The sequence below is a fragment of the Pseudomonas sp. FP1740 genome, from assembly GCF_030687165.1.
Lineage (GTDB): Bacteria > Pseudomonadota > Gammaproteobacteria > Pseudomonadales > Pseudomonadaceae > Aquipseudomonas.
Genome location: NZ_CP117461.1, coordinates 2,790,495 through 2,816,202 on the forward strand (window position 1 = coordinate 2,790,495; position 25,708 = coordinate 2,816,202).

Below are 25,708 nucleotides of genomic sequence, written 5' to 3' on the forward strand. Positions count from 1 at the left end.
CACTGATTTAATTTTGTTCCACGGCATGCGTGTGGCCGCAGGATGGCTTTGCCAGCCTGGAGGTTGCATGAGCTTGTGTGAGGTTTTTCGGTGATTTTGGTGCCGTAATATTCCGGATTGCCACGATTGACAGTCCTCACAACTTGTAGGAATTTAGCCGCCCGCAGGTAAGGGATATCTGCTGACGGCCAAAAGATGGCCGTTGTTCACCACACAAAGGATTGTCTATGCAAGGTTCAAACACCGTTGCTCAACAGGTGTGCGGTCAGCTGGTGCACGAGCATCAGAACACCCCACACATGAACATTGCCGAGCAAATCCTCGAATGCCTGTTTCGCCGTCGTAGCCTCGCCCCGGGGCAGGATCACGAACTGTCGTCGCAGGTGCTGGAACCCCATCTGACCAAGGTCATGCAGGCGGTCGAGAGCGGTCGCAAGATTGAAATGGTCTTGCCAGCCTTTCCCGGCAAATCGCCCAGCCGCAAGAAAACCCTGAGTCATCTGCCCGATCTTGCTGAACATCATGCTATCGATGAGTTAAACCGCCTGTGCACAGAGATCCAGGAGATCTACGCACCGGGGGCGCTGATTCATATCTGCTCCGATGGCTATGTGTTCTCTGACTTGGTGCATGTTCCCGATGCGGATGTTAAGGCCTACACCGACGCTATTCAGGACTACGCCGAACAGCACTATCCCGGCACGTTCGCCCATTTCGATCTCCGGGATGCCTACCCTCAGCTGGATTGTCTGGACGCCATGCGTGAGGAGATGATGATCGAGCACGGTCAGTCATTGATCTTGTTGCAGCAGCGCTTCAAGGATGATCCGCACATGATGTTGATGTACTGCGGCATCCATCGCTTTCTTTCCGAGGATTACTCGGGACTGAAAGTATTCGCTGGCATGAGCCTCAACGCAGTGAAGAAGGTCGCCAAACCGGCCTCGCAGCGGGTGATCCAGCGCAGTGAAGCCTGGGGCGCGCTGTTACAGGCGCGTTACCCGCATTGCCTGCGCCTGTCGATTCACCCACAGCTGGCGGTCTCGACGAAGATCGGTATCCGGTTGGTGCCAACCAGTGACCTGTGGCGTACGCCCTGGCATTCTGTGGCCATCAAGCGACGGGGTGTGGTCACGCTCGAAAAACGCAGCAATGTCGATGAGCGCTATCACCGCCTGGTGTTCCGCAAGGGGCGTCCCTGTCATTACGCCAGTGCCCAATGATGACGTCTCGGTTACGGGTCGAAGCCTTACTCTTCGATTTGGACGGGACTCTGGTCGACACCTTGCCCGACATCACCTGGTGCTTGAACCAAGTGCTGCTCGAACACGGTTGCCCGGCGTTGACCTCGGAAACAGTGCGCGGATACATCGGCGGCGGCACCACGGCGATGAGCGAGCGGGTAGCCGCGCAGTTTGGCATAGTCGATGCGGTCGCCTTGCATCAGCGCTATGTGGCGCTCTATCAGCACAACCTGGTTCAATTTTCCCGTCCATTCAGCGGTGTCTTGGAATTGCTCGAAGGCTGCCGACAGTTACAGCTACCGCTGGCTATCGTGACCAACAAGGCCGAGGAAATGGCGTTGCAGGTTTCCAGAACGTTGCTGCCACAGAATGCTTTCGGGCCAATCCTGGGGCATCGCGCAGGCAGGTCGCTCAAACCGCAACCGGAGGTGGCATGGGAAGCCGCCCGGCGGTTGTCGGTTGATCCGCAACGCTGCTTGTTCGTCGGTGACACGGAGATCGATCTGCAAACGGCCCGTGCTGCGGGCATGTATTCGGCGGCAGTCACTTGGGGCTATGGCCTGACACCTGACTTGCAGGCCCAGGCCCCGAACTTGTGCTGTGAACAGCCGGCCGAATTGCTGCGCAGTTTGCAGCAAGCCTGCGGGGCTGCGCATGCGTTCACCGAGCATGGCGACACCGTCAAATCCTATTGATACACACACACCCTCAAGGAAATTGTTCTATGGAACATAGAGACGCCTGGATCGGTGCCGTCAGCGATTTGCTGGCCGGTTATCTGCTCAAAGGCACGGATGATTGTTTCGACACACAAGGCCGGGCACATCTGGCGCTTCGATTGGGGCACTGCTTCGATCAGGGCCTGCCAGTGCGTCTGGTTTTGCCAGGCTTTCCCTGCAAGTCGCCAAACGCCAGCGACCAGACCTTCGGCGTGCTGCCGGACTACGGCGAGGTCATGGCCGTCGAGCGCCTCGACCAACTCGGCCAAGCCATCGCCGCGTTGCACGCACCGGGCTGCGTGGTGTCGATCCTCAGCGACGGCACGACCTTCAATGACATCGTCGGCGTGGCCGACGACGTTCGCGCCGCTTACAACCGGGCGTTGCGTGAACTGTGCACCACCCACACGATTGAGTGGGTCAGCATGGAAGACCTGTTTCCCCAGGCCCAAAGTGCCGAGTCGGTTCGCGCCAGCCTGATCAAGCAGGCCCGTTTGCCGTGGAAAAACCTTGGTGAGCTGATCGAGCAGAGCCGCGACGATGAGTCCCTCAGCCGGGCGCATGACAACCTCTGCAGTCACCTCTACAACGACCTGCGTCTGTGCCGCGAAGAAGGGCAGAGCGAGGACGAGTACCTGCAACAAATCAACTTCAAAGCCTACCAAATGATGTATCGCGGGCACGCATTGAACGCGGCAGTGGACCGTTTCTTCGGCGATGATATTCGCTTGTCGGTCCATCAATACAGCAATGCCGGACCCAAATTCACCTTCGGCCTGGCCGAAGGGCTGACCCGCGCGGACAGCCCCTGGCATGCCGTGCCAGTGTGCAACCTGGATGGCAGCCAAACTCTTCGCACCCGCGCCCAGGTCGACCTCGACCACCATGTGCTGGTCACCTATGAGAGGCGGCCATGGCTCTACCATCAAGCAGAAAACCCGCAGGCCCAAGGCTTCGAGTACGAACTGCAAAAACTTCCGCTGTTTGGCCTGGTGGTGCGAGACCCGTTGGGGCTGGGTTTTGAACGACTGTCCACCGGCCTGCTGGAAGCTCTGGTGGAAACCTTCGGTTTCGTCTGCCTCAAAGGCTGCCGTTTCGACGACCAGGATAGCTTTGCTCGCAGCTGCGAACGCTTCGGCACGCTCTACGAATGGGCCTTCGGTGCCGTCCACGTGGTCAAGCCTGCGGACAAACCCCAAGGCGTGGTGCACTCGCTGGAGAAAACACCGTTGCACTGGGACCTGAACATGCTGCCCGACAGCGACGCACAAGTTCAACGCAACCCGAAATTCTGCGCCAGCAAATTCATGCTGTATTGCAAGACCGCGCCGCAGCCGGGCGAGGGCCAGACCACCATCGTCGACAGCCGTAACGTACTGCGCAAAGTCGGGCAGCAAGTCGCCCGACAATGGCAGGGCGTGAACATCACCTACTACACCAAAATGACCTACTTCGGCGGCTCGCCGCGCATGTACAGCCTGGTGGACCACCACCCCCGCAGCGGCGAGCTCATCCTGCGCTACCAAGAGGGCACCGACTCGACATTGCAGACCTTGAGCCAGTCGGTGCAGGACCATGACGAGCAGGCTCAGCAGGCGTTGCTGGAACAGGTCAACGCGCTGGTTTATGACCCGGAGTGTCTGATTGCTCATCAATGGAGTGAGGGGGATCTGGTGCTGATCGATAACTATCGGACGCTGCACGGGCGGCTGCCGATGTCGGCGGGTTCTTCGTCGCGGGAGTTGTGGCGGGTGCAGGTTTACTGATTGTTGTTGTCAGAGTCGGAGCAGGAAGCAGAAAAACCGCAGTAATGCGGTTTTTCTACGACTGAAATTTAATCACTGCCCCTTGGGCGTATCAAACCCTCGCTGCTCAATCACCCGAAACACATCACTCACATCCTGGACCAGGATCCGCGCGATATTGGTGACTGTGTTGATGTCGTTCTCGGCGTAGTCGGGGAGGCTGGTACAGGCCATCAGGTTCAGGTATTTGAGAACAGCGTTGAGCCGTTCGCTGAGGCAACTGTGGAGTTCACGCAGTGGGGCGTCGGCATCGATGAGGAGGACGGGGTGGTCGGTGGCGAAGTGGGACATGGGGGTGTAGTGGCGGAGCGGGTTGTTCATGGTCATTGGTAGTTCTCTAAGAAAGTAAATAGAGGTGCCACCTTTTCACTGCGAAACAATTGGGTGGCAGCTGTACGCGGGTTCGCAGACCGAGAGATGACCTAAACCCGGCAGACTCGAAAGTCTCCCACGCACAACCGCCATGAAATGAAACGCGGCGAATTTTGCCAGAGTTTTCATTCGACGGTGAAGGTCATCTCTTCTTGGGGCTGCGAAACCCTATCGCCAAATGATGTCAGCGACAGCCCCACTCTAGGCAGCGATTTTGGTAGCCGCAACCGGAGTGTAGGACGCTCGGACGGTCATTTCGCAAAGTGGTTTTCCCCCACTCTATGGCGCAAACGCAGTAAAGCCGGGTGGTGTGGTGTGTCTGAGGAAACGGGCTATCAGGGTTTGGGGTTGCTTCGCAGCCCAGCGGGAGCAAGCTCCCTCGCCACAAAGGGCAAATTCCTACATATTCTACAGACTTCAAAATCCTGACCGCGACGTCACGGCATTTAACCCGAGGAGAATCCCATGAGTCAGACACTGGAACGCGCCATTGCCATCGCCGCTACGGCGCATGAAGGGCAGGTGGACAAGGGCGGGGCGCCTTACATCCTGCATCCGCTGAAAGTCATGCTGCGGGTGAACACGCTGGAAGAGCGCATCGTCGCGGTGCTGCATGACGTGGTCGAGGACTGCGGCGTCAGCCTCGACGATCTGCGCAAGGAAGGCTTCAGCGAAACGGTGCTGACGGCGATTGCGTCGGTGACCAAGGCGCCGGGTGAGTCCTACGAGGCGTTCGTCGAGCGCGCGGCACAGAACCCGATCGGGCGGGTGGTGAAGCTGGCGGATCTGGAAGAGAACAGCGACTTGTCGCGGATTGCACAACCGTCCTGGGAGGATCTGGAGCGCATTGAGAAGTATCGGCGGGCGATTGGGGTGTTGCGTTCGTAGCGTGGAATTCCAGATTGACTGCATGCTCATGCTTATAAAACGCCCTTTGCCGGTGATGAATCGGGCTTGGCAATCCAGCCGACATAGGTGAGCCAGAGGCCGATCAGCACGGCGACGCCGAAGCCGACTTGCACCAGCAACTGCGCCCTCGCCGATACAGCCACTCCACGTTCAATCAGTTGCGGCGCGGCCAGGAGCACAGCACCGCGAAGCGCCAGGAACCAACCGAACAGGGAAATCATAACCGCCGCGGCGCTCGACCAATATTGATGGAACGCGATGATCAGCAGGCCGCCGAACAACAGCAGGGCGCCGGTAAACCACACGGTGAGCGGGCTCGCGAAGAAGTCGGCCGCCAGTGGCCCCATGTCTGGCGCCCGCACGGCGATGATGTCGGGCACGATGACCAGCCAAGGCCCGATGACGCGTGCGAACGTGCGCGTGCGCGCTCTGGATTCTGCTGTGGCGGGCATGGGAGTTCCCTCCATCACGTCGCTTGGTGGTTAGGGGAACTCTACACTCCATTTGCCGGCCTATCGAATATGCCAGCCAGGCACGAAAAGTTGGGACAAAGCGCTGCTCGCGCTTATATTGCCGACGATGACGGCGGTCCTGCCAGTCGCGGCGATCGATGTCGGGCGTTTCCATTGGTCGGCGGTACCGGCCTGGTTGGTGCATTCATAGTCAGGTCGAGGAGAACAGCATGAAATCCCGGATCATTGGACTGCGAGTGGCCGGTACCGTGTACGCACTGATGGCCTTGGCGCAACTGGGGCGCCTGATTATTCGCCCCGAGGTTCTCGTTAATGGGTATCCCATGCCCCTGTGGCCAAGCGTGCTCGCCTTGGTATTGCTCGCGGTATTGAGCATCTGGATGTGGTCGCTCACACAGTCGCGAGCAGAGTGAGGCTGACTTATCCAGGCCAAACCGCTTCTAGGGCCACTTCGGTGTGATGCTGATGCGGTCATGCTGCGGGTGAGCACTCTGGATGATGGATTGGGTGTTCCAGGTAGAAACGACAAAGCCCCGATTATTCGGGGCTTTGTTATTTGGATATGCGCAGTTCTCAAATCGTTACCGCACGCTATACGGCGTTATTGTCTGGCCTGCGGTGACTACGGGTTCTGCGCAATGTGTTTCGGTCCCGCCATGGCCCACCCTATCAGCCCGAACAGCGGCACAAACACGATCACCACGATCCACACCAGTTTGTTGCTCGATTTGCCCTCGGCTTTACGTACCCTGTTGATCGCCCACAACTCGATCAGCAAAAGCACTGCCGCGAGCACGATCCAGATCGTTTCGATTTGCATGAGTCACCTCCTGATAGTCATTCAGTTAGGTGAGTGGTGATGGGCGGGGTTCATTAAATTTCGGGGGGAGTGGGGGAATGGCCGCCGAGTGAGCCGAACTGGGCGCGGCTCTGGATCATTTGTGGAATGCCCATTTCGGGGATAGATAAATTAGTAAGTTTGTTGCTTCAGACCTTAAAAAATATATGCCCGTGGTTTGGGTGTGTCGGGTATGTTCAGCCTTGATCCTGAGCGTTCTCGGAGACTCCGTAATACCTGGTTTTGCCGAGCCTGGCGAATAACCTGTGGTGAGGGGGCAAGCCCCCTCGCCACAGAGTTGTGCATCGACTGACTCCTGTAGGAGCCTGCGATCTTTTGATTTTGATGTGTTGTGTCTGGAGGTCCCCATGGCCGCTTACAACCTGCGACAGCTTCGATATTTCGTCACCACCGCCGATTGCGGCAGCGTGGCGGAGGCCTCGCGCAAGCTTTATATCGCGCAGCCGTCGGTGTCGACGGCGATCAAGCACCTTGAAGAAAGTTTTGGCGTGCAGCTGTTTATCCGGCATCACGCCCAGGGTGTTTCGCTGACGCCGAGCGGGTCGCGGTTTTATCGCAAGGCGCTGGAGCTGCTGCGGGTCGCCCATGAGTTTGAGCAGAACGCGCTGGCGGACAACGACGTGGTGGCGGGGCAGATCGATATTGGCTGTTTTGAAACCGTGGCGCCGCTGTACCTGCCGCGTTTGATCGCTGGTTTCAAAGAGCGCTGGCCGGGTGTGGAGATCCGCATTCGCGATGGCGAGCAGCAGGAACTGGTGCAGGCACTGACCGCCGGCAGCATCGACCTGGCGATGCTGTTCGAACACGATCTGGACAGCACGATTGAGACAGTGCCGCTGATGCCGCCGCAACAGCCCTACGCCTTGTTGCCGGCGGATCACCGCTTCGCGCAACAGGCGAAAGTGTCGCTGAATGACCTGGTGCTGGAGCCGATGATATTGCTGGACGTGGTACCGAGCCGGACCTACTTCGTGAGCATTTTTGAAGAGCGCGGACTGACGCCACACATCGTGTTCAGCTCACCTTCGATCGAGATGGTGCGAGGAATGGTCGGGCGCGGTTTTGGCTTTTCGATTCTGGTCACCAAACCGTTTTCCGAATACACCTATGACGGGCAGAAAGTCGTGTGCATACCGCTGGCCGAGACCGTGACCGGTTCGGGTTTGTCGGCGGCATGGTTGAAAAGGTCGCAGCTGACCAAGCCGGTACAGCTGTTCGTGGATTACTGCCAGGAAGAACTGGCCCGACTGTATACCTGAGCGTCGGGTCAATGATCAGCGGCTGATTGATAGCAGCATCCGTTGCAGCATTTGGTCGCAGCCGTTCAGTTGTTCGAGGCTGACAAACTCGTCCGACTTATGACCCTGATCCATGCTGCCCGGACCGCACACCACTGTCGCAATACCCGCCGCGTCAAACAGACCGCCCTCGGTGCCGAACGCCACCGTACCGAACTCCCCAGAACCGGAAAATGCCGCGATCAGCTCAGCGGCTTCGCTGTGCACATCGGTCGCCAAACCGGGATAGGCCGACAATTCACTGAAGCGGATTTCACTCTGATCACTCACGGCGCGCATGCGCGGCAACACGTGCTGCTCGGCGTAGGTCTTCAATTCTTGCGCCACCTCGCTGGGATCGTGTGAGGGCAGGGCGCGGATTTCAAAGTCGAAGCGGCAATCGGCGGGGACGATGTTCAAGGCTTTGCCGCCGGAGATGACGCCGGTTTGCACGGTGCTGAACGGCGGATCGAAACGGGCGTCGTGATGCTCCGGTGCCTTGAGCCTGTGGCCAATCCGCCCCAGTTCACCGATCAGTTCGGCGGCGTATTCAATCGCATTGACCCCGAGCGGCGCGTACGCCGAATGGCAGGCTTCGCCATGAATGTCGCAGCGCATCGCCAGCTTGCCCTTGTGGCCTAGCACCGGTTTGAGCTCGGTCGGTTCGCCGATGATGCAGAACATCGGTTTGACCGGGCGCTGTTCGAGGGTTTTCAAAAGCGAACGAACGCCGAGACAGCCGACTTCCTCATCGTAGGACAGCGCGATGTGCACCGGCAGTCGCAGCGAGGCTTGCACCAGTGAAGGGACGAGGGCAAGTACACAGGCGATGTAGCCTTTCATGTCCGCAGTGCCGCGGCCGTACAGTTTGCCGTCATGCTCGGTGAGCTTGAAGGGCGCAGCCGTCCATGGCTGGCCGTCGACGGGCACCACATCGGTGTGCCCCGACAACACGATGCCCGGCTGATCCGCCGGGCCAATGGTGGCGAACAGATTAGCCTTGCTGCGCTCGTCGTTGTAGATCAGTTCGCAAGGCACCTCGAAGCGGGCGAGGTAGTCGCGGACGAACTCGATCAGCTGCAGATTTGATTCGCGGCTGGTGGTGTCGAACGCCACCAAGGCTTCAAGCAATTCGCGGCTGTTGCTCATCGATCGTCTCCGGCAACACCGTAGCCAGGGGATTTGTCGGGGGCGAGGGCGCGGTCGATGTAGTCCTTGACCTGTGGGCGATAGGCGTCCCACAACTGCTCCAATTTACCTATCGGATCTTCATCGGCCCAATCGACCCGCAGGTTGATGATCGGCCAGGTCAGTTCGCCGACCACTACAACGGCAGCCGAATGCACCGGCCCGGCTTCACCGCCTGCGACCATCGCCGCTTTCATCGCGATGAGCAAGCGATCGGTCAGTTGGCCCTCGCCATGTTCGTACGCCTCGACCATGGCCTCGATCACGGCTCGGTCCGCGAGCATGTTGCCGGCGGCCACGCATTGCTCGCCCGACACGGCATTGTGGTTGCCCAGGGTTTCTGAGCCGCTGAAATGCGCGGTGCGGCCGAGGTGGTCAATCGCTGTGATTTGTCGGTATTGGCTGTAGCCGTTGCGGGTCAATGCCTTGTCCAGAGCCTCGGCAGGTGAGAGCCCTTGTTCCATGAGGGCGAGGGTTTCCGGGCCGAGGGATGGCAGGGTGATATTTTGTGTGGAGACCGCGCCGACACCGGGCAATAGCCAGGGGCAGCGGGCGCCAACGGCGATGCTTGAGGAACTGATTGCAATGCCGAACTGACCGGTTTCGGGGCAACGGGCGGCGATGGAGAAGGTCATGGTTTTGCTCCTTGTTCGGGCTTGGAGAAATAGGTTGTCTGTTTCGACTCCATCGCGGGCAAGCCCGCGATGGCCGCGACTCGGTCTACCTGCTTACTCAGGAATCACCGCAATCACATCAATCTCCATCAGCCACTGGGGCTGCCCCAGTGCCGACACCACCAACCCGGTGGAAATCGGAAACACCCCTTTGAGCCACTTGCCCACTTCCCGATAAACCGGCTCGCGGTAACGCGGGTCGATCAGGTAAGTGGTGGTTTTGACGATGTGGCTGAGGTCGCTGCCAGCTTCTTCCAGCAACTGTTTGACGTTGCGCATGGCTTGCTCGGTTTGCGCACGCGGGTCGCCGAGGCCCACCAGGTTGCCTTCGAAATCGGTGCCGACCTGGCCGCGAACATAAACGGTGTTGCCGGCCCGCACGGCCTGGCACAGGTCATTGTCCAGGCTCTGGTTCGGGTAGGTTTCCTTGGTGTTGAACATGCGAATACGGGTATGGGTTGGCGTGGACATCTGAGGCTCCTGAAGAACTATTCGTTAAGCGCCGACGGTGGTTTTATGCGCGACGGGGGCGGTTTCGGCTTCGCGTTGCAGGGCATCGCGGTAGTCGTGGTATGAGCGCTGAATGGCGATCTGATCAGCCACGTACTTGGCGTCGTGCCAAACGCCCCAGATGAACGAAGAGCCGCGACGCGATTGCCACGGCAGGCCGAGGAAATACACCCCAGGCTCGCTCGACACACCGCGCTGATGCTGCGGCTTGCCGTTGTCGTCGAACGCGTTGACCTTCAGCCAGCTGTAATCCGTGGCGAACCCGGTGGCCCAGATGATCGAAGTCACGCCAGCCTTGGCCAGGTCGAGTTCAAGAATCGGGTTGGTGACGCAATCCGGATCCGGGAAGGTATGCCGCGCCTCAGGTTCTTCCGGCAAGTCCAGGCCATTGCGCTCGACGTAGGCGTCGGCGGCATTGAGCAGCGCCAGATAGTTCTCATCGCCGCGTGCCAGGTTGTCGGCAAGGTTGGGCTGGAACGTCGCCACGCTGCCATTGAACGATTGGGTCAGACCCACCAGCGTCATTCCGCGATGGGCCAGCCCACGGAAGTCCACCGTGCGGCCGCCATGCGCGCCGCTCACCGCGATGGTCACGTGTTCCCGGCCGGGTTTCATCGCTGCCTGATCCCACTCGCCGAGCACGCCCAGCCACCAGCAGAAATCACGGTTGCGATAGGCGCGAGGAGGGCGATCGTGCGCACCCACCGAGAGGTAAACCTGCTTGCCGGTACTCTGTAATTCATCGGCGATCTGCACCCCGGACGAGCCGGCGCCCACCACCAGCACAGCGCCTTCTGGCAGTTGTTGCGGGTTGCGGTATTCGGCGGAGTGGATCTGGGTGAATGGCTGATCTTTCGGTGCGATCGGCGGAATAACCGGACGCTGGAAAGGTCCGGTGGCGGCCACTACGCGGTTGGCCTCGATCACGCCTTCGGAGGTTTCAATGGTGAAGCCTGGACGACCGACATTGCGCTCGACTTTCTTCACGTCCACGCCGGTGCGGATGGGGGCGTTGAACTTCTTCGCGTAGGCTTCGAAATAATCCGCCACCCGTTCTTTCGGGGCAAAGCTGTCGGGGCTGAGATCGTCGAACTCAAGACCCGGAAACCGATCGTGCCAGGCCGGGCCGTTGGCCACCAGCGAATCCCAACGACCGCTGCGCCAGCGTTCGGCGATGCGGCTCCGCTCCAGTACGAGGTGAGGCACGCCGAGTTTGCTCAGGTGCTCACTCATGGCCACGCCAGCCTGACCGGCGCCCACAATCAGCGTATCTATTTTTGTTTTTTCAGTGGTCATCTCTATACCCATCGAAGTTGGAATCAGGTCGGTTGTGGCCTGCCATTTCTTGGGTCAAGACTAGGGATCACCCCTGGATCGGTAAAATATTATAAAGCTGGCATTTGAATACAAATTACCGATGTAGCGCCTGCGAGTGTTTATGCCTTTGAGCTGCCACGACGCACTCCCGTAGCAGCTGCTACAAGAGCAATCGATGACCGGATTTAACAGAGCATGCCCTGAGCCAATGGGTGATATAAATCTGAATCGTTAAATGTTTACGTTCAGGAAAATTCACCTATGAGTCAGAAAATCCCCCTCAGCCAGGTCAGTGACTTTGACCTCAGATTGTTACGACTCTTCAAAACCGTGGTGCAGTGCGGGAGTTTCTCGGCGGCGGAAACCTCGCTCGGGATCAGCCGCTCTGCAATCAGCGTGCATATGGCCGATCTGGAAAAACGTCTGGGAGTCCGCTTGTGCCAGCGTGGACGTGCCGGCTTCGCGTTGACGGATGAGGGACGTGAGGTGCTTCGTTCCAGCGAGGCGGTGCTGGTGGCCATCGAGGGGTTTCGAACCGAGGTGAACCAGTTGCACAGCCAACTGCGGGGGGACTTGAATATCGGGATCATCAATAATTTGGTCACCCAGCCGAAGATGCGCATCACCCGGGCCTTGAAATCACTGCGCAGCCAAGGCGAGGGGGTGACGGTGAATTTGAGCATGAGCACGCCGGCCGAGATCGAACGCGGGGTATTGGACGGTCGTCTGCATGTCGGGGTAGTCCCTTTGATTACGCCGCTTTCAGGCCTTGAGTACAACCTGCTTTATGAAGAGCGGTCGTACTTGTATTGCAGCCATGAGCATCCGTTGTTCGCCTGCGCCGACACGGTGTCCACCGATGATTTGCGCCATGTGGATGCCGTGGTGCCGAGTTTTCGCATGACCGCCGAAGCCATCGGTTTGCACCACTTGCTCGATTGCGCCGCCACTGCCACCGACCGTGAAGGCATCGCTTTTTTGATCCTCACCGGGAGTTACATCGGCTTCCTCCCCGACCATTATGCGGCCGCGTGGGTGGAGAAGGGCATGATGAAAGCCATCGCGCCGCAACGGTTCCATTTCGATGCGCCCCTGGCCATTGTGACCGCCAAAAGCCGCCGCCAAAGCCTGATCCTCGATCACTTCCTGCAAGCCGTACAGCAAACCGCCTGACGGTTTCGACACTTCGAGCGGCCGTCCGACCGCTCAGTCACTTTCCTGAAAAAATCCGCGCAAGTCTGTTGACAGCTCAATTCGTTCAAAACTAATCTGCATACAGCGCTGCACACATGATGGCGCACATTGCTACACGCTTGTACCTTTCTGCCCAAGAACAACTACATAACGGTGAGGTTCAAAATGGCTCGGTTATTCTCTCGCTCCGCCCGCAACATGCTCCTCTGTGCCATCGCCATCGGTGCGCTATTGAGCCAGGCTCCAGCGCAGGCCGCTGATCCGTCACTTTGGCAAGGCGTGCAAAAGGCCGGCGTGCTGCGTTGCGGCGCTGCGGTGGCGGCGCCCTATGTGATGCGTGATGCCCGTTCCGGTCAGTACAGCGGCTACTTCGTGGATTTGTGTCGGGACTTCGGCGAGAAGGTGCTGAAGGTCAAGGTGGAGTTCGTTGACACCAACTGGGACAACCTGGTTGCGGGTCTGCAAGGTGGCAAATGGGATCTGGCGATGGCATTGAACCAGACCCCGGAACGGGCCATGGCCGTCAGCTTCTCGGTCCCGGCGACCGACTACCAGATCTCGTTGCTCACCCATAAAGACAATCCAAAACTGGCCACGGCGGGCAATGCCATCGCCGACTACGACAAGCCGGGCGTGTCGTTTGCAGTGATGTCCGGCACGGCCGCCGACAAGGCGATCAGTGCGGTGGTGAAGAATGGCTCGGTCATGCGTTTACCCGGGATGGACGAGACTCGACTGGCGGTGATGTCCCGCCGCGCCGACGTGCTGGTCGATGCCAGTGACACCAACCATTTGTTCGCCGTCGCCAACCCGGACTGGACCAAGGAAATAATGCCGGCCCCGGCCTTGGCCAAGCAGGGCGTCGCGTTCGGACTGAACCGTGACGCGTCGCAGTCAGACCTGCAAGTGCTGAACATCTACCTCACCCAGCGTCGCGAGACAGGCGAAATCGCCGCCCTGGTCGACAAGGCTTCCATCCTCGCGAACGCCGACGAAAAAACATCCAAGTAATTTCGCTGATTCCCGAGAGCGGCCGGTAACCGCCGCTCTCCTGGAGACCCCCTATGACAGCTCCTTTACTGGTGGCCGCCCAGCCACAGGCATCGTTCGTCCCCGATTCGGCTGGCGGCGACTTCATCCAGCTGCGCGATGTTTACAAATCCTATGGCGAAGGGTTGGTGGTCATGGACCATTTGAGCCTGGATATGCGCGCCGACGATCGGCTGGTAATCATCGGTCCCAGCGGCAGCGGCAAGAGTTCGTTGCTGCGGGTCATGATGGGGCTGGAAAGCATCCAGGGCGGGACGATCAACTTCCAGGGCCAGCCTTACATCGATGGCAACGCGAGAAACCAGGGCAAACCACTGGATGTGCGCTTGCAAACCCAGGTCGGCATGGTGTTCCAGCACTACACGCTGTTCCCGCATCTGTCGGTCTTGAGCAACCTGATTCTGGCGCCCATGAAAGTTCACGGGCTGTCCAAGGCCCAGGCTACCGAGAAAGCACGGATTTTCCTGGCGCGATTGGGTCTGGAAAGCAAGCTCAATGCGTATCCAAGCCAGCTCTCCGGCGGGCAAAAGCAGCGTGTCGCTATTGCCCGCGCCTTGATGCTTGAACCGAAGCTGATGCTGTTTGACGAGGTGACTTCGGCGCTCGACCCGGAAATGGTCACCGAAGTGCAGAACGTGATGATGCAATTGGCCGAGGAGAAGATGGCCATGATCATCGTCACCCACGACATGCATTTCGCCAAAAACATCGCCTCGCGGGTGGTGTTCTGCGCCAACGGAAAGGTTGTCGAACAGGGGCCTCCCGCGCAGATCTTCACTCAGCCGAAGGAGCCGCGCACCCGCGAATTCCTCGAAAAAGTCCTGCACCTGGGCTGAGGGGTACGACCATGAATTATCAATTTGATTTCCATTTTCTGACTGGAAACTTCGGTGCCCTGTGGGAGGGCCTCAAGGTCACCCTGCAGCTGGCGCTGGTGTCGAATGTGGAGGGGCTGATACTCGGTTTCGGCTTGTGCCTGCTGACCCTGAGCCGCTGGTTTTTCATCCGCTGGCCCGCCCAGTTGTTCATCGAGTTCTTCCGCTGCACGCCGGCGTTGTTGCAGATCGTCTGGTTCTTCTACTGCTTGCCGATGCTGTTCAACGTGTTCATCGACCCGATCACCATGGGCGTTTTGGCCCTGGGGCTGAACCTCACTGCGTTCAACGCCGAAGCCTATCGGGCCGGGGTGCAGGCAGTGCCGCGCGAACATCTGGATGCCTGTGTTGCGCTGGGCCTGCGCCCGTGGCAGCGCACGCTGTACGTGATTCTGCCGCAAGCCGTGCGCACCGCGCTGCCAGTACTGATGACCAACGGCATTTCGATTCTCCAGCAAAGCGCGTTGGTGGCCATCGTGGCGGTCGCAGACCTGATGTACGTCGGCAAAAGCATTGCCACCGAAGCGTATCGCCCACTCGAAACTTACTCGCTGATCGCCCTGATCTACTTCGCCCTCTCGCTGCCCATCGCGCAGCTGGTGCAGTGGCTCGAGCGGCGCCAGGACACTGCGCTCGCGCGCTGAGGAGAAGAAGATGCAGCTGGATTTCTGGGTGGTCCTTTCCTACTGGCAGGTGTTGGCCAAAGGCCTGGCGCTGACGCTGGCGTTCACCGTCAGTTGCGCGGTGCTGGGCAGCGTCTGCGGGTTTCTGTTGAGTCTGTTGCGGCTCTCGAAAAGCCCGTTGATCCGAATCCCTACCGGCCTGTACGTCGAGCTGTTCCGCGGCACGCCGTTGCTGATTCAACTGTTCTGGATCTTTTTCTGCCTGCCCGTCGTATTCGGCATCTCGGTGCCGCCTTACGTCTCGGTGGTGCTGGCGTTGACGCTGTACATGACTGCCATCACCAGCGAGACCTTTCGTGGCGCGCTCAAGTCGATTCCGAGCGAGCAACACGATGCCTGTACCGCCCTGGGCGTGGCGTCGTGGAACAAAGTGTTCTACGTGATTTTCCCCCAGGCATTGTTGCGTGCCGTCCCGCCGCTGCTGTCCAACGTGGTCAGCCTGTTCAAGGAAAGCGCACTCATTTCGTCGGTGGGGATCGCCGACCTCATGTTCGTCGGCCAGAACATTTCCAACAGCACCGCGCGCCCGGTCGAGTTCCTGTCGGCGGTGGCGGTGATTTATTTCCTGGTGGCGTTCCCCCTGACCCGACTGGTTGGCGTGATCGAAACCCGGATGCTCAGACGCTACGCGTACTAACTCAACCCACTGGAGACATTCCCATGCAGCAACTCAAAGGCATCCTGCCGGCCCTGGTGACCCCCTTCGATCAATCCGGTGCCATTGATTACGACGTCCTGACATCGATTATCGAATATCAACTCAAGCAGGGCGTAAGCGGGTTCGTGCCGCTGGGCTCAACGGGCGAATACTACGCGCTGACCAACGACGAACGTCGTCAGGTCATGGCGACCGTGCGCGAGGTGGTCGGCGATCGCGGCATGCTGATCGCCGGTGCCAACGGCTCATGTACCCGTGAGGTGATCGAGCAGGTCAAACAGGCCCGTGACATTGGTTATCGCAACCTGCTGATTGCGCCGCCGTACTACGCCATTCCAACCCAGGAAGAGCTGATCGGTCACTACGAAGCGATTCTCGATGCCGTGCCGGACGTGAACATCGTGCTCTACAACTACCCGATCCGCACTAATGTTGAAGTGGGTTATAGCGTGCTGGATGCGCTCAAGGATCATGAACGGGTAATCGGCATCAAGGAAAGTGCGGGCAACCTGCTGCGCGCCGTCGAGATCGGTGAAAACTACAAGGGCAAGATTCAGTTGTCCTGCGGTTCCGATGACCAGGCGCTGGACTTTTTCCTGTGGGGCGCTACCAGCTGGATCTGTGCGCCGGCGAATTTCCTGTCGCCGCACATCGTTTCGTTCTACAACAAGTACACCTCGGGTGACTTGGCCGGTGCGCAACAAATCGTGCGTTCGTTGTTCCCGTTGATGGCCAATCTGGAAAGCGGCAAGTTCATTCAGAAGGTCAAATACGGTTGCGAACTGGCTGGCTTTGAAGTGGGTGTGGCGCGCATGCCGTTGTTGCCGCTGACGGCTGAGGAAAAAACCGAATTCCGCAAGGAGTTCGAGAAGCTGCAAGGCTGATACGTTTCCCGCATCGGCCTCCACGTGGGACGGTGCGGGCTCAGCTTCCTAGAGAGAGACGGTGTATATGATCCCTATGCAATCACCCATCCAGCAGCAAGCCGAGCGCCAGACCGCGGTGGTCATCGGCGCGGGTATCGTCGGCGTCTGCTGCGCCCTGTATCTGCAGCGCGAGGGCTATCGCGTCACGATGATCGACCCCCAGGCGCCGGGCGACAGCACGGCCAAGTGGAGCTGCGGGCAAATGGCGGTGAGTGAAGTCATCCCGTTGTCCAAGCCGGGAATACTGAAAAAGATTCCGGCCTGGTTGCTGGATCAGAAAGGGCCACTGGCGTTGCGACCCAGCGCCTTGCCGGGAATCCTGCCGTGGTTTTTGCGGTTTGTGGCATGTGCGCGGCATTCCAGGATCGTCGAGATTTCCAATGAAATGGCGACGCTCACGCATCATGTCTACGAAGACTATGCGCCGCTGCTGAATGCCTGTGCCGACAAGACCTTGATGGGCGAACGTCCGATCATCGAGGTGTTCGACACGGCTGAAGGGCTTGAGCAGGAAGAGCCACACATGGACCTGCGCAGGTCGCTGGGTTTCAAGTCGCAGGTTCTGGATCGGGGTGCCATTGCCGATCTTGAACCCGCATTGGCCGGCAAATTCAGCCACGGTTTGCTGTTTCCCGATTGGCGTGCGGTCAGTGATACCAAAGGATTTATTGCGGCTCTGACGCAAAGCTTCATCGATCAAGGCGGCGCCCGGGTGCGTGCTGAAGTGAAGAGCATTGATGAAGTCGCCGACCGTGCCAGCGGCGTGACCCTTACAAGCGGTGCGCGTTACGCTGCCGATCATGTGGTGATCGCAGCCGGAATCGGCTCACGACAATTCTTCGGGCAAATCGGCGGCAGCGTGCCTCTGGCGGGCATTGCCGGTTATCAAGTGCTGCTTCCTCATTCCGGTGTCGAGGTGCGTCATTCGGTGATTTATGCCGATGGCGGTTTTTGCTTCGCACCGATGACCCGAGGCTTGCAAATAGGCGGAACGATCGAGTTCGCCGGCCCCAATGCGGAACCCAACTACAAACGCGCGGACATCATTCTGGAGAAGGCCCGCAGGATCCTTCCTCAGTTGAACATCGACGGCCTTGAATATGGCGTCGGTTATCGCCCGTTTCTGCCGGACACCAAGCCGATCATCGATGGTTGCGATCGGCTCAAAAACGTATTCCTTGCGTTCGGTCACGGGCAACTGGGGCTGACCCTCGGGGCAACGACCGGGCGACTGATTGCCGATATGGTCGCCGGACGCAAACCTGCCCAGGACCTGAGCCCATTCAGTGCCAAACGTTTTGCTTTCAATTGAGGCCCTTCATGAATTTCTACGACCTGCTTTACATCGACGGCCAATGGGTCAGCCCCGTCAAAGGCGGCAGCTTCGAGACCATCGACCCGAGCAATGAGTGTGTAATCACCCGCGTAGCCGCTGCGACCGCGCCGGACATCGACCGGGCGGTAAACGCCGCACGCCGTGCGTTTGATGAGGGCCCGTGGCCGCAGATGAGCGGGGCTGAGCGTGCCATTGTGCTGCGCCGGATCGCCGCCGGAATCCGCGAGCGTCAGCAAGCCCTGGCCGAGCTTGAGGTGCGGGACAACGGCAAGCCTTTGCCCGAAGCGCTGTGGGACATCGGCGACACGGCCGGTTGTTTCGAATTCTATGCCGATCTGGCCGAAGACCTCGACGGACATCGGGAGCAAGCGATTTTCCTCGCGGATGAACGCTTCAGCTCAATCGCCCGTAAAGAGCCCATGGGGGTCGCGGGCGCGATCATTCCCTGGAACTTTCCGATGCTGATGGCGGCCTGGAAAGTCGCTCCGGCGTTGGCGGCGGGTTGCTGCATGGTGTTGAAGCCCTCCGAACTCACGCCGCTGACCGCATTGGAACTGGCCGACATTGCCCATCAAGCCGGGTTGCCCGCCGGTGTGTTGAACGTCGTGACCGGCCTGGGCAACGAGGCCGGCGCACCGTTGAGTGAGCATCCGGGCATCGACAAGCTGGCCTTCACCGGCAGTGTGCCGACCGGGACGAAGATCATGCAGTCGGCGGCTCGCGACATCAAAAACATCAGCCTGGAATTGGGCGGCAAGTCACCGTTCATCATTTTCAATGACAGCGACATCGACGCGGCCGTCGAATGGATCATGTTCGGGATTTTCTGGAACCAGGGCGAAGTGTGCTCCGCGACGTCCCGCGTGCTGGTCCAGCGGGATCTGTACGAGCCGTTGCTCAAGCGCCTGGTCGAACAGAGCCGAAGCTTGAGCATCGGCAATGGTTTGAAAGAGGGGGTGTTGCTCGGGCCGCTGGTGAGCCGTGGCCAATACGACAAAGTGCTGCAAGCCATCGCCAAAGGCCAAGAGGAGGGTGCAACCTTGTTGTACGGCGGCACGCGTCCGGCCGACTGCGAAAAAGGCTACTTCCTGACGCCGGCGATTTTTGCCGATGTGCCCGAAGAGAGCTGGATCTGGAAAGAAGAAATCTTCGGCCCGGTAGTGTGCGTGCGTCCATTCGACGATGAGGCCGAGGCGCTGCGTAGCGCCAACGATTCACGCTTCGGCCTCGCGGCGGCGGTGATGTCTGCGGATATGCAACGGGCGGAGCGGGTCGCGCGCCGACTGCAGGCTGGTATTGTCTGGATCAACTGTTCGCAACCCACCTTCACCGAAGCACCCTGGGGTGGCTACAAACAAAGCGGGATCGGCCGTGAGCTGGGTGAGTGGGGCTTGAACAATTACCTGGAAACCAAGCAGATCACCCGTTATGACAGCCAGCAGCCTTGGGGCTGGTACATCAAATAGAGGAGGCCGAGATGCGCTGGAAGAAAACCCTGCAAATGGCCGACGTGCACTGCGAAGGCGAGATCGGCAAAGTCATTACCGGTGGTGTGCTCGACATCCCCGGCAAGACCATGCTCGACAAGATGAACTACATCAACGAAGTGGACGACAGCCTGCGTCGGCTGGTGGTGCTGGAGCCTCGCGGCTGCCTGCAAATGTCCGTCAACCTGCTGTTGCCATCCACCCGGCCGGAGGCGCAGGCCGGGTTCATCGTATTACAGGCAGACAAGGCTCACCCGATGTCCGGCAGCAATTGCATTTGCGTGGTCACCGCGTTGCTGGAACTGGGCATTTTGCCGATGCAGGAGCCGTCCACCACCGTGGTGCTCGACACGCCGGCCGGTCTGGTCACGGCGCGTGCCCAGTGTGCGGATGGGCGTTGTCTCAGCGTTTCGCTGGATATGGTGCCCTCGTTCGTCGAGCATTTGGGCGTGGTCATTGAAACCGCCGAGTATGGCCCGATCAAGGCTGACATCGCCTTTGGCGGGGTCTATTACGCGCTGGTGGATGTCGATCAGATCGGCTTGAGCATCGCTCCGGAAAACGCCCGTACGCTGGCCAGCGAAGGGGTGCGTTTGCGGCGGTTGATCAACGAGCAGGTGGTGGTCCGCCATCCGTTGATCAAAGAGCTGAATGAAGTCGCGTATGTGATGTTCCGCCATCGCCTCGACGACAAAGCCTGGCAAACCTGCACCACGTTGCCGCCCGGCCGGGTGGACCGCTCGCCGTGCGGAACTGGCAGCTCGGCGAACCTGGCGACCCTGAGCGCGCGCGGTCTGGTGCAGCCAGGCGACCAGCTCACTTCGCGCTCCACCATTGGCGGTGAATTCAAGGTCGAGTTGCTGGGCCTGACCGAGGTGGGGGATCGGCCTGCGGTGTTGCCGAGAATCACCGGGCGGGCCTGGGTGTATGGTCTGCATCAGATTGGTGTAGACCCGGACGACCCGCTCCGCGAAGGGTTCATGTTGAGCGACACCTGGGGCGAAGGTTTCTAACCGAGCCTTGGCTGATGCTAAAGTTGCGGGCCGGACAGACGTCCGGCCTGTATCGCTGAGAGCTGCCTGATGAGCAAAGACACCGCTGAAACCAACGCAAGCGTCAAGCGCCATGGTGGGCGCTACATTTACGAGGAGCTGCGCAAACAGATCCTGACGTTGAAGCTCAAGCCTGGCACACCGCTGGATGAAGTGTCGTTGGCGGCGCAGTTCGGCTTGTCGCGTTCGCCTGTGCGCGACGCCCTGGCAAGGCTGATCAGCGAAGGGCTGGTGACGATTCTGCCCAATCGCACCACGTTGGTGACGCCGTTCGAGATCGAAGAGTTCCCTAACTACATCTCCGCCCTGGACCTGATTCAGCGTGCCGTCACAAGGCTTGCGGCGCTACAGCGTACTGACGAGGATCTGGCGCGTATCCGCGCCGCCGATGCCGCTTATCTGGAGGCCGTCAGTACCGGGGATTTCCAGGCGATGTCGGAAATGAACAAAGCTTTTCACATGACCATTGCCGAGGCCGGCAAGAACCCTTACTTCATCAGCTATTACGAGAAGCTTTTGGGAGAGGGGCAGCGACTGCTGCATCTGCATTTCGACTACATCATCAGCGCCGCCAGCACGAGTACGCGGTTGGGGCGTGACCATGACGAAATGATTGACGCCATCGCCGCGCGCAATCCGGATGAGGCCGAACAGGCCGCGCACGAGCACACCATGCTGTTTCAGCGGCGCTTCCTGGCCTACATGCAGCAGAACCTCACGGGAAGCATGTCGGTGAATTAGTTCGGGTGTTGGAGGCGGCATGGACGTCCGTCTTGCGGCGTTAGTATTTTTCCATTTACCCATCATTTCCCTTGAAAAAAATCAGTCTAAAAACCCCGACCCAGGCTTCGAATGGTTTGCTATTCTGAGGTTGTAGGTGAAGACGCAGACTGATGCGCAAAGGGATAGCGAGGAGGCGTGGGGCGCGCTCCCAAGGGTACACGGTTAGAAAGATCTCCGCGCTGAGATCCAGCCCTTATGCCGTGTGAGGCAGAACAGCCCAAAGCTAAAAATCCTGTTCTGTGAGAGGCCCGATAAACCTTGTAAGCCAGAGACCAGCGCTGGCCACCTACTCGATTTCCAAAGCCCGCCTTGTGCGGGCTTTTTCGTGTTCGCTGTAGCAGCTGTCGAGCTTGCGAGGCTGCGTTCGGCTGCGCAGCAGTCGTGAATCCGGCCGACGCGGTCTGCCTGACACACCGCGAGTTCTGGTTTTACGACTGCTTCGCAGCCGAACGCAGCCTCGCAAGCTCGACAGCTGCTACGGCGAACGCAGCCTCGCAGGATCGAACTGCTACAACGAGTGTGTCGCCTGTCTGACGTGAGCCGCAAAGCCCATCTGACCCGCAGCAATCTCATCACGCAACGTGAGTTGCGGAATGTCATACGCCCCTGAATTTTGCGCCCTGAAAGCAATCGGCGCGGTTTCCCAGAGGTCATCCAGCCGTTGGCCGAGCGCCTCACAAGTTGCTGAAAATCTCGCCTCATCCATTCGGCTGGTCCGATAGATCACGAACGGTGGCAGCACGTCGAAGCCGGGGTAGAACAGTACGCCATGCTGGATCGGGAATAGCACATCGTCGATCGGCCCATTGATGCCCCGTGGGCTGTAATGAGATTCCCAGCCACCGGTGGTGACGATCAGCATCGCCCGTTTGCCCGCCAGCGTGCCTTCCCCGTAACGATCGCCCCAGCGTGCATCGGAGTGTTCTCCTACGCCGTAGGCAAACCCATAGGCGTAGACGCGTTCCACCCAGCCTTTGAGAATCGCCGGCATCGAGAACCACCACAGCGGAAACTGCAGAATGACGGTATCGGCCCAGAGCAGTTTTTCCTGTTCGAGGACGATGTCCTGTCGTTGCCGGCCTTCTTTGAAAGCGCGCCTGGAGTCCTGTGACGGATCGAACCGCGCGTCAGCCGGGCGGCCGAAACTGTCATCGGCGTCCAGCGAGGCTTTCCAGTCCATCGCATACAAGTCGGAAACCTGTACCCGATGGCCGGCAGCTTCCAGGCGTTTGACGGCAAAGTCCTTGAGCGAACCGTTTAACGATTTGGGTTCGGGATGGGCGTAAACGAGCAGAACATTCATGGGCTGAGTCTCCGTTGTCAGAAGCCAGCAGAATCAGGCCTTACCCGGTATATTGGAAATGAATAACCAATATGCCAGGTATTGTCATGAATAATCTGCGTCGTCTGGACATCAACCTGCTGCTGACCCTTGATGTCTTGCTCTCGGAACACAACGTGACCCGTGCGGCGCAACGCCTGAATTTGTCGCAACCGTCGGTGAGTGTTCATCTCGCTAAATTGAGGGATATTTTCAACGATCCGCTATTACTGCCAGGACCACGGGGCATGCGGCCCACGGCCCGGGCCGATGAGTTGCGCGAGCCGTTGCGCCAGGCCCTGGAAGCCCTGGAGCGCGCGGTGTCGCCCGCCAGTCCTTTCAACCCGGCCGAGGCACAGCAGACGTGGAATGTCATGGCGTCGGACTACGGCGAGTCGACCATTATCTTGCCCGCGTTGGCCGGGCTGCGTTCGGCGGCACCCGGCACGCGTCTGGCGGTGTTTGACCTGATGCCGTCACAACTGGCCAAACAAGCGGAGCAGGGGGCAATCGACCTGGCGTTTCATACCACCGAGGATGCTCCCCCAGGCTTACGACGTCGTGCATTGTTTACCGAACGCTATGTGTTGGTGGGGCGTACTGGCCATCCGCTGTTGAGAAAGCGGCCGACCCTCGCGCAGTTCTGCGAACTCGACCACGTCATCGTATCCCGGGATGGCGGGGGCTTTCAGGGTGTCACCGACCAGGCGCTTTCCCAGCTGGGCATGACGCGCCGAGTGGTGCTTTCGCTCCCCCATTTTCTGTTTGTCCCGTCGGTGGTGGAGAGCACCGACATGGTCGCGATGCTGCCAGCTCGCCTGGTTCGCGATACGCACGCTTTGACCATGGTCGAGCCCCCGCTTGAAGTGCCGGGATACGAGATGTCGATGCTCTGGCCCGAGCGCGCTCATCGCGACCCTGCGCATCAATGGTTGCGTGAGTTCATCGTGAGTGCCTTGTGATGGGTATCAATCAAACACAATCCCTTGTGGGAGCGCCTGTGGCGAGGGGGCTCCCAGAGAGGTTCCGCGCCTTGTGTTCATTGAGGTGTTTGGCTAATCTCGCACAAACACGCAAAAACAGGCATAACCATGCACGCTGAGCATTCCTCCGCCGAACTCCCCCAACTGCGCCGCCAAAAAATCCTGCTGATCCTCGAACGTGATGGCAAGGTCATGGCTTCCGAGCTGAGCCAGCATTTCGCCGTGTCCGAAGACACCATTCGCCGGGATCTGTCGGAGCTGGCCAGTGCCGGGCTGGTGCAGCGGGTGCATGGCGGGGCGCTCCCGCGGCCCAAGGACACGGGCAAGGATTACTTCACCCGGGTCAGCGAAACCGACGAGGTGAAAACCCGGTTGGCGCAACTTGCCGCGTGCCGGGTCAAAGACGGCCAGATCGTGATGTTCGATTCCGGGAGCACCACGCTGCAGATCGCACGCTCGCTGCCCGCTGACATTGTCATCACGGCCGTCACTGCGTCGCCGATGATTGCGATCACCTTGGCCGAATACAAAGGCATCACGGTGATCGTCGCCGGCGGTCAGCTCAACCCTGCGACGATGTCTTCCAGCGGGCATCAAACCCTGCGGCTGATCGAGGGCATCAAGGCCGACCTGGTGTTCACCGGGGTCTGTGCCATTCATCCGGAAGTCGGCCTCAGCTCGCTGCATTTCGATGAAGTGCCGGTGAAGCAGGCGATGCTCGCCAGCGCCTCCCACGTGATTGCCGTGACCACCGCGGACAAACTGGGGGCGGTGGAGCCCTTCGTGGTTGCGCCTTGTGCCCGTGTGCATACGCTGATCACCGAACGTCACGTGGCCTCCGGCAATGTCGATGATTATCAAAAACTGGGGATCGAGGTGGTGCAGGCAGACGCCTGAGCGTCATCGCGCCCGACGCTGCATGGGTTACGCTGATAGCAACGACGGGAGGAATGCAGTCATGACTGAGCGCCACATGATCCACTCGGAAACGCTGTCGAACGGATGCACGATTGAGGTCAAAGCCGAGATATTGAGAGACGGTTCGCTGAAGATGTTCATGGGGGTCTATTGGCCGGACGGCTCGGCCATTGTCGAGGACAAGCATCCCTCGCCGCATCTGCTGGACATGGAAGCGGCGATGGAGTGGGCCATCGAAAAAGCCAAAACCATCGGTAACAGCCAGAGAACGCTTTAAGGCCCGGCGATAACGGAATCATTGATCGGCTTGAGGGTCGTAATTATGGGTTTGAACGCACTGCGATCGATTCGCCGCTAGCGTCACCTCATCCCCGTAGTTCTGACCTTTTAGGACGTTAAAATGAAGCGCACCGCGATAATGACCCTGGCCATTGCAAGTACTCTCCTGCTGGGAGGTTGCTTTCCTTACTGGGAAGAGGGAGACAGGTACGATCGGGATCACCGTGAATACCGTCGCGACCATGATCGTGGCTATTATTACCGTGATGATCGTGGGTATGACCGGGATTACGATCGTCGTGATGATCGCCGTCGGCACCGCGATCATGACGACCGAGACGACGATTGACCTGTCTGCGCCCAGCTTCAGAGCGGCCATCACCGCTCTGATCTCCTGAGGAATAATCATGCGAAGGCTGACTGGGCATATTGTTGCACCCCTCACTCAATGGCTGATGGCGGCCGGTATCGGCCTGACCGCCGTGGTGTTCAATGCACAGGCACAAATCCCACCTCAAGCCACTCAGGAAATAAACAGCTTGCTGGACTTTGTCGAGCACAGTGAATGCCGGTTTGTGCGCAACGGAAGCGAATACGGCGGCCCTCAAGCCCGGGCGCATCTGGAGAAGAAGCTGGAGTACCTTGAAGAACAGGACAGGGTGAACAGCGCCGAAGACTTCATTGAGCTGGCGGCCACCCAAAGCAGCATGAGTGGCCGCGCCTATGAAGTGCGCTGTCCGGCAGGCATACAACCGGCCAACCTCTGGTTGAAGACCGAGCTACAGCGGCAACGGAAACTTCATTGATGGTCTTGTC

At 59.2% G+C, this 25,708-nt stretch carries 29 protein-coding genes; 21 read left to right on the forward strand and 8 right to left on the reverse strand.

Annotated features, from left to right (window positions below; genetic code table 11):
* The first annotated feature begins 227 nt into the window (after positions 1–227).
* The 3 genes from PSH69_RS12695 to PSH69_RS12705 are packed head-to-tail and all read left to right on the forward strand — an operon-like array spanning position 228 to position 3,729.
* Positions 228–1,223, forward strand: a complete 996-nt coding sequence (locus PSH69_RS12695; RefSeq protein WP_064618466.1) for an isocyanide synthase family protein — start codon at positions 228–230, stop codon at positions 1,221–1,223.
* Positions 1,223–1,939, forward strand: a complete 717-nt coding sequence (locus tag PSH69_RS12700; protein WP_305412306.1) for an HAD family hydrolase — start codon at positions 1,223–1,225, stop codon at positions 1,937–1,939. Before PSH69_RS12695 ends, PSH69_RS12700 begins: the two co-directional genes overlap by 1 nt.
* A 29-nt stretch (positions 1,940–1,968) precedes the next feature.
* Positions 1,969–3,729, forward strand: a complete 1,761-nt coding sequence (locus PSH69_RS12705; RefSeq protein ID WP_305412307.1) for an L-tyrosine/L-tryptophan isonitrile synthase family protein — start codon at positions 1,969–1,971, stop codon at positions 3,727–3,729.
* A gap of 72 nt (positions 3,730–3,801) precedes the next feature.
* Here the strand turns inward: PSH69_RS12705 and PSH69_RS12710 are convergent, their stop codons facing one another.
* Complete coding sequence (locus tag PSH69_RS12710) at positions 3,802–4,095, reverse strand: fructose-bisphosphate aldolase (RefSeq protein WP_105345745.1); 294 nt, start codon at positions 4,093–4,095, stop codon at positions 3,802–3,804.
* A 510-nt stretch (positions 4,096–4,605) separates the two neighbouring features.
* Here PSH69_RS12710 and PSH69_RS12715 point away from each other — a divergent pair.
* Entirely contained in the window at positions 4,606–5,028 is a 423-nt protein-coding gene (locus tag PSH69_RS12715; protein WP_305412311.1) for an HD domain-containing protein, read from the forward strand.
* Between the two features lie 32 nt (positions 5,029–5,060).
* Here the strand turns inward: PSH69_RS12715 and PSH69_RS12720 are convergent, their stop codons facing one another.
* On the reverse strand, positions 5,061–5,501 hold the full coding sequence (locus PSH69_RS12720) for a hypothetical protein (RefSeq protein WP_305412313.1): 441 nt from the start codon (positions 5,499–5,501) through the stop codon (positions 5,061–5,063).
* A gap of 230 nt (positions 5,502–5,731) precedes the next feature.
* Here PSH69_RS12720 and PSH69_RS12725 point away from each other — a divergent pair, with 230 nt between their 5' ends.
* Positions 5,732–5,935 carry a hypothetical protein gene (locus PSH69_RS12725; protein ID WP_086946173.1) on the forward strand — a complete coding sequence of 68 codons (204 nt, stop codon included), beginning with the start codon at positions 5,732–5,734 and terminating at the stop codon, positions 5,933–5,935.
* Between the two features lie 209 nt (positions 5,936–6,144).
* Here PSH69_RS12725 and PSH69_RS12730 read toward each other — a convergent pair whose 3' ends face one another.
* Positions 6,145–6,342 carry a PLDc N-terminal domain-containing protein gene (locus tag PSH69_RS12730; RefSeq protein WP_064618452.1) on the reverse strand — a complete coding sequence of 66 codons (198 nt, stop codon included), beginning with the start codon at positions 6,340–6,342 and terminating at the stop codon, positions 6,145–6,147.
* 386 nt (positions 6,343–6,728) lie between these two features.
* Here PSH69_RS12730 and PSH69_RS12735 point away from each other — a divergent pair, with 386 nt between their 5' ends.
* Positions 6,729–7,640, forward strand: coding sequence for a LysR family transcriptional regulator (locus tag PSH69_RS12735; protein WP_305412315.1), 912 nt, complete (start codon positions 6,729–6,731; stop codon positions 7,638–7,640).
* 15 nt (positions 7,641–7,655) lie between these two features.
* Here PSH69_RS12735 and argE read toward each other — a convergent pair whose 3' ends face one another.
* The 4 genes from argE to PSH69_RS12755 form a co-directional block, all read right to left on the reverse strand.
* A complete protein-coding gene (argE, locus tag PSH69_RS12740; RefSeq protein ID WP_305412316.1) occupies positions 7,656–8,807 on the reverse strand; it encodes an acetylornithine deacetylase in 1,152 nt (383 codons plus the stop codon).
* Positions 8,804–9,481, reverse strand: coding sequence for a DUF1028 domain-containing protein (locus PSH69_RS12745; RefSeq protein WP_305412318.1), 678 nt, complete (start codon positions 9,479–9,481; stop codon positions 8,804–8,806). The genes argE and PSH69_RS12745 overlap by 4 nt, the downstream gene beginning before the upstream one ends.
* Before the next feature lie 93 nt (positions 9,482–9,574).
* A complete protein-coding gene (locus PSH69_RS12750) occupies positions 9,575–9,991 on the reverse strand; it encodes a RidA family protein (RefSeq protein WP_018930235.1) in 417 nt (138 codons plus the stop codon).
* 24 nt (positions 9,992–10,015) lie between these two features.
* Positions 10,016–11,326, reverse strand: coding sequence for an NAD(P)/FAD-dependent oxidoreductase (locus tag PSH69_RS12755; RefSeq protein ID WP_305412320.1), 1,311 nt, complete (start codon positions 11,324–11,326; stop codon positions 10,016–10,018).
* 282 nt (positions 11,327–11,608) lie between these two features.
* On the opposite strand from PSH69_RS12755, the gene PSH69_RS12760 reads away from it, so the two are divergent.
* The 10 genes from PSH69_RS12760 (at position 11,609) to PSH69_RS12805 (ending at position 21,349) form a co-directional block, all read left to right on the forward strand.
* The gene (locus PSH69_RS12760) at positions 11,609–12,520 is read left to right on the forward strand and encodes a LysR family transcriptional regulator (RefSeq protein ID WP_111453420.1); all 912 of its coding nucleotides are present in this window, start codon (positions 11,609–11,611) and stop codon (positions 12,518–12,520) included.
* 186 nt (positions 12,521–12,706) lie between these two features.
* Positions 12,707–13,552, forward strand: a complete 846-nt coding sequence (locus PSH69_RS12765; RefSeq protein WP_111453421.1) for a transporter substrate-binding domain-containing protein — start codon at positions 12,707–12,709, stop codon at positions 13,550–13,552.
* A 53-nt stretch (positions 13,553–13,605) separates the two neighbouring features.
* Positions 13,606–14,427: an amino acid ABC transporter ATP-binding protein gene (locus tag PSH69_RS12770; RefSeq protein ID WP_111453422.1), complete on the forward strand. Its 822-nt coding sequence runs from the start codon at positions 13,606–13,608 to the stop codon at positions 14,425–14,427.
* An 11-nt stretch (positions 14,428–14,438) separates the two neighbouring features.
* Positions 14,439–15,110, forward strand: coding sequence for an amino acid ABC transporter permease (locus PSH69_RS12775; RefSeq protein WP_111453423.1), 672 nt, complete (start codon positions 14,439–14,441; stop codon positions 15,108–15,110).
* 10 nt (positions 15,111–15,120) lie between these two features.
* Positions 15,121–15,786: an amino acid ABC transporter permease gene (locus PSH69_RS12780; protein WP_111453424.1), complete on the forward strand. Its 666-nt coding sequence runs from the start codon at positions 15,121–15,123 to the stop codon at positions 15,784–15,786.
* A gap of 23 nt (positions 15,787–15,809) precedes the next feature.
* Complete coding sequence (gene dapA, locus PSH69_RS12785) at positions 15,810–16,691, forward strand: 4-hydroxy-tetrahydrodipicolinate synthase (protein ID WP_111453425.1); 882 nt, start codon at positions 15,810–15,812, stop codon at positions 16,689–16,691.
* A 76-nt stretch (positions 16,692–16,767) separates the two neighbouring features.
* Positions 16,768–18,045, forward strand: coding sequence for an FAD-binding oxidoreductase (locus PSH69_RS12790; RefSeq protein WP_218281479.1), 1,278 nt, complete (start codon positions 16,768–16,770; stop codon positions 18,043–18,045).
* Positions 18,046–18,053: 8 nt separating this feature from the next.
* Positions 18,054–19,535 (forward strand): aldehyde dehydrogenase family protein, encoded by a 1,482-nt coding sequence (locus PSH69_RS12795; RefSeq protein WP_111453427.1) that lies wholly within the window; start codon positions 18,054–18,056, stop codon positions 19,533–19,535.
* A gap of 11 nt (positions 19,536–19,546) precedes the next feature.
* Complete coding sequence (locus PSH69_RS12800) at positions 19,547–20,569, forward strand: proline racemase family protein (RefSeq protein WP_138867803.1); 1,023 nt, start codon at positions 19,547–19,549, stop codon at positions 20,567–20,569.
* Positions 20,570–20,638: 69 nt separating this feature from the next.
* Positions 20,639–21,349, forward strand: coding sequence for a GntR family transcriptional regulator (locus PSH69_RS12805; protein WP_111453429.1), 711 nt, complete (start codon positions 20,639–20,641; stop codon positions 21,347–21,349).
* 550 nt (positions 21,350–21,899) lie between these two features.
* On the opposite strand, the gene PSH69_RS12810 is transcribed toward PSH69_RS12805, so the two are convergent.
* A complete protein-coding gene (locus tag PSH69_RS12810; RefSeq protein ID WP_305412325.1) occupies positions 21,900–22,694 on the reverse strand; it encodes an NAD(P)H-dependent oxidoreductase in 795 nt (264 codons plus the stop codon).
* Between the two features lie 86 nt (positions 22,695–22,780).
* Here PSH69_RS12810 and PSH69_RS12815 point away from each other — a divergent pair, with 86 nt between their 5' ends.
* The 5 genes from PSH69_RS12815 (at position 22,781) to PSH69_RS12835 (ending at position 25,698) form a co-directional block, all read left to right on the forward strand.
* Positions 22,781–23,674, forward strand: coding sequence for a LysR family transcriptional regulator (locus PSH69_RS12815; RefSeq protein WP_305412326.1), 894 nt, complete (start codon positions 22,781–22,783; stop codon positions 23,672–23,674).
* 129 nt (positions 23,675–23,803) lie between these two features.
* On the forward strand, positions 23,804–24,592 hold the full coding sequence (locus PSH69_RS12820; protein WP_305412327.1) for a DeoR/GlpR family DNA-binding transcription regulator: 789 nt from the start codon (positions 23,804–23,806) through the stop codon (positions 24,590–24,592).
* 61 nt (positions 24,593–24,653) lie between these two features.
* Positions 24,654–24,890 carry a hypothetical protein gene (locus tag PSH69_RS12825; RefSeq protein WP_019648658.1) on the forward strand — a complete coding sequence of 79 codons (237 nt, stop codon included), beginning with the start codon at positions 24,654–24,656 and terminating at the stop codon, positions 24,888–24,890.
* A gap of 123 nt (positions 24,891–25,013) precedes the next feature.
* Positions 25,014–25,241 carry a hypothetical protein gene (locus tag PSH69_RS30255; RefSeq protein ID WP_007942076.1) on the forward strand — a complete coding sequence of 76 codons (228 nt, stop codon included), beginning with the start codon at positions 25,014–25,016 and terminating at the stop codon, positions 25,239–25,241.
* 58 nt (positions 25,242–25,299) lie between these two features.
* Positions 25,300–25,698, forward strand: a complete 399-nt coding sequence (locus PSH69_RS12835) for a DUF5329 domain-containing protein (RefSeq protein ID WP_305412330.1) — start codon at positions 25,300–25,302, stop codon at positions 25,696–25,698.
* The last annotated feature ends 10 nt before the right edge of the window (positions 25,699–25,708 follow it).

What these genes read in the sequence shown, in the direction of transcription:
- PSH69_RS12695 (WP_064618466.1), top strand. Translation starts at nt 228, where the DNA reads ATGCAAGGTTCAAACACCGTTGCTCAACAGGTGTGCGGTCAGCTGGTG.
- PSH69_RS12700 (WP_305412306.1), top strand. Translation starts at nt 1,223, where the DNA reads ATGACGTCTCGGTTACGGGTCGAAGCCTTACTCTTCGATTTGGACGGG.
- PSH69_RS12705 (WP_305412307.1), top strand. Translation starts at nt 1,969, where the DNA reads ATGGAACATAGAGACGCCTGGATCGGTGCCGTCAGCGATTTGCTGGCC.
- PSH69_RS12710 (WP_105345745.1), bottom strand. Translation starts at nt 4,095, where the DNA reads ATGACCATGAACAACCCGCTCCGCCACTACACCCCCATGTCCCACTTC.
- PSH69_RS12715 (WP_305412311.1), top strand. Translation starts at nt 4,606, where the DNA reads ATGAGTCAGACACTGGAACGCGCCATTGCCATCGCCGCTACGGCGCAT.
- PSH69_RS12720 (WP_305412313.1), bottom strand. Translation starts at nt 5,501, where the DNA reads ATGCCCGCCACAGCAGAATCCAGAGCGCGCACGCGCACGTTCGCACGC.
- PSH69_RS12725 (WP_086946173.1), top strand. Translation starts at nt 5,732, where the DNA reads ATGAAATCCCGGATCATTGGACTGCGAGTGGCCGGTACCGTGTACGCA.
- PSH69_RS12730 (WP_064618452.1), bottom strand. Translation starts at nt 6,342, where the DNA reads ATGCAAATCGAAACGATCTGGATCGTGCTCGCGGCAGTGCTTTTGCTG.
- PSH69_RS12735 (WP_305412315.1), top strand. Translation starts at nt 6,729, where the DNA reads ATGGCCGCTTACAACCTGCGACAGCTTCGATATTTCGTCACCACCGCC.
- argE (WP_305412316.1), bottom strand. Translation starts at nt 8,807, where the DNA reads ATGAGCAACAGCCGCGAATTGCTTGAAGCCTTGGTGGCGTTCGACACC.
- PSH69_RS12745 (WP_305412318.1), bottom strand. Translation starts at nt 9,481, where the DNA reads ATGACCTTCTCCATCGCCGCCCGTTGCCCCGAAACCGGTCAGTTCGGC.
- PSH69_RS12750 (WP_018930235.1), bottom strand. Translation starts at nt 9,991, where the DNA reads ATGTCCACGCCAACCCATACCCGTATTCGCATGTTCAACACCAAGGAA.
- PSH69_RS12755 (WP_305412320.1), bottom strand. Translation starts at nt 11,326, where the DNA reads ATGACCACTGAAAAAACAAAAATAGATACGCTGATTGTGGGCGCCGGT.
- PSH69_RS12760 (WP_111453420.1), top strand. Translation starts at nt 11,609, where the DNA reads ATGAGTCAGAAAATCCCCCTCAGCCAGGTCAGTGACTTTGACCTCAGA.
- PSH69_RS12765 (WP_111453421.1), top strand. Translation starts at nt 12,707, where the DNA reads ATGGCTCGGTTATTCTCTCGCTCCGCCCGCAACATGCTCCTCTGTGCC.
- PSH69_RS12770 (WP_111453422.1), top strand. Translation starts at nt 13,606, where the DNA reads ATGACAGCTCCTTTACTGGTGGCCGCCCAGCCACAGGCATCGTTCGTC.
- PSH69_RS12775 (WP_111453423.1), top strand. Translation starts at nt 14,439, where the DNA reads ATGAATTATCAATTTGATTTCCATTTTCTGACTGGAAACTTCGGTGCC.
- PSH69_RS12780 (WP_111453424.1), top strand. Translation starts at nt 15,121, where the DNA reads ATGCAGCTGGATTTCTGGGTGGTCCTTTCCTACTGGCAGGTGTTGGCC.
- dapA (WP_111453425.1), top strand. Translation starts at nt 15,810, where the DNA reads ATGCAGCAACTCAAAGGCATCCTGCCGGCCCTGGTGACCCCCTTCGAT.
- PSH69_RS12790 (WP_218281479.1), top strand. Translation starts at nt 16,768, where the DNA reads ATGCAATCACCCATCCAGCAGCAAGCCGAGCGCCAGACCGCGGTGGTC.
- PSH69_RS12795 (WP_111453427.1), top strand. Translation starts at nt 18,054, where the DNA reads ATGAATTTCTACGACCTGCTTTACATCGACGGCCAATGGGTCAGCCCC.
- PSH69_RS12800 (WP_138867803.1), top strand. Translation starts at nt 19,547, where the DNA reads ATGCGCTGGAAGAAAACCCTGCAAATGGCCGACGTGCACTGCGAAGGC.
- PSH69_RS12805 (WP_111453429.1), top strand. Translation starts at nt 20,639, where the DNA reads ATGAGCAAAGACACCGCTGAAACCAACGCAAGCGTCAAGCGCCATGGT.
- PSH69_RS12810 (WP_305412325.1), bottom strand. Translation starts at nt 22,694, where the DNA reads ATGAATGTTCTGCTCGTTTACGCCCATCCCGAACCCAAATCGTTAAAC.
- PSH69_RS12815 (WP_305412326.1), top strand. Translation starts at nt 22,781, where the DNA reads ATGAATAATCTGCGTCGTCTGGACATCAACCTGCTGCTGACCCTTGAT.
- PSH69_RS12820 (WP_305412327.1), top strand. Translation starts at nt 23,804, where the DNA reads ATGCACGCTGAGCATTCCTCCGCCGAACTCCCCCAACTGCGCCGCCAA.
- PSH69_RS12825 (WP_019648658.1), top strand. Translation starts at nt 24,654, where the DNA reads ATGACTGAGCGCCACATGATCCACTCGGAAACGCTGTCGAACGGATGC.
- PSH69_RS30255 (WP_007942076.1), top strand. Translation starts at nt 25,014, where the DNA reads ATGAAGCGCACCGCGATAATGACCCTGGCCATTGCAAGTACTCTCCTG.
- PSH69_RS12835 (WP_305412330.1), top strand. Translation starts at nt 25,300, where the DNA reads ATGCGAAGGCTGACTGGGCATATTGTTGCACCCCTCACTCAATGGCTG.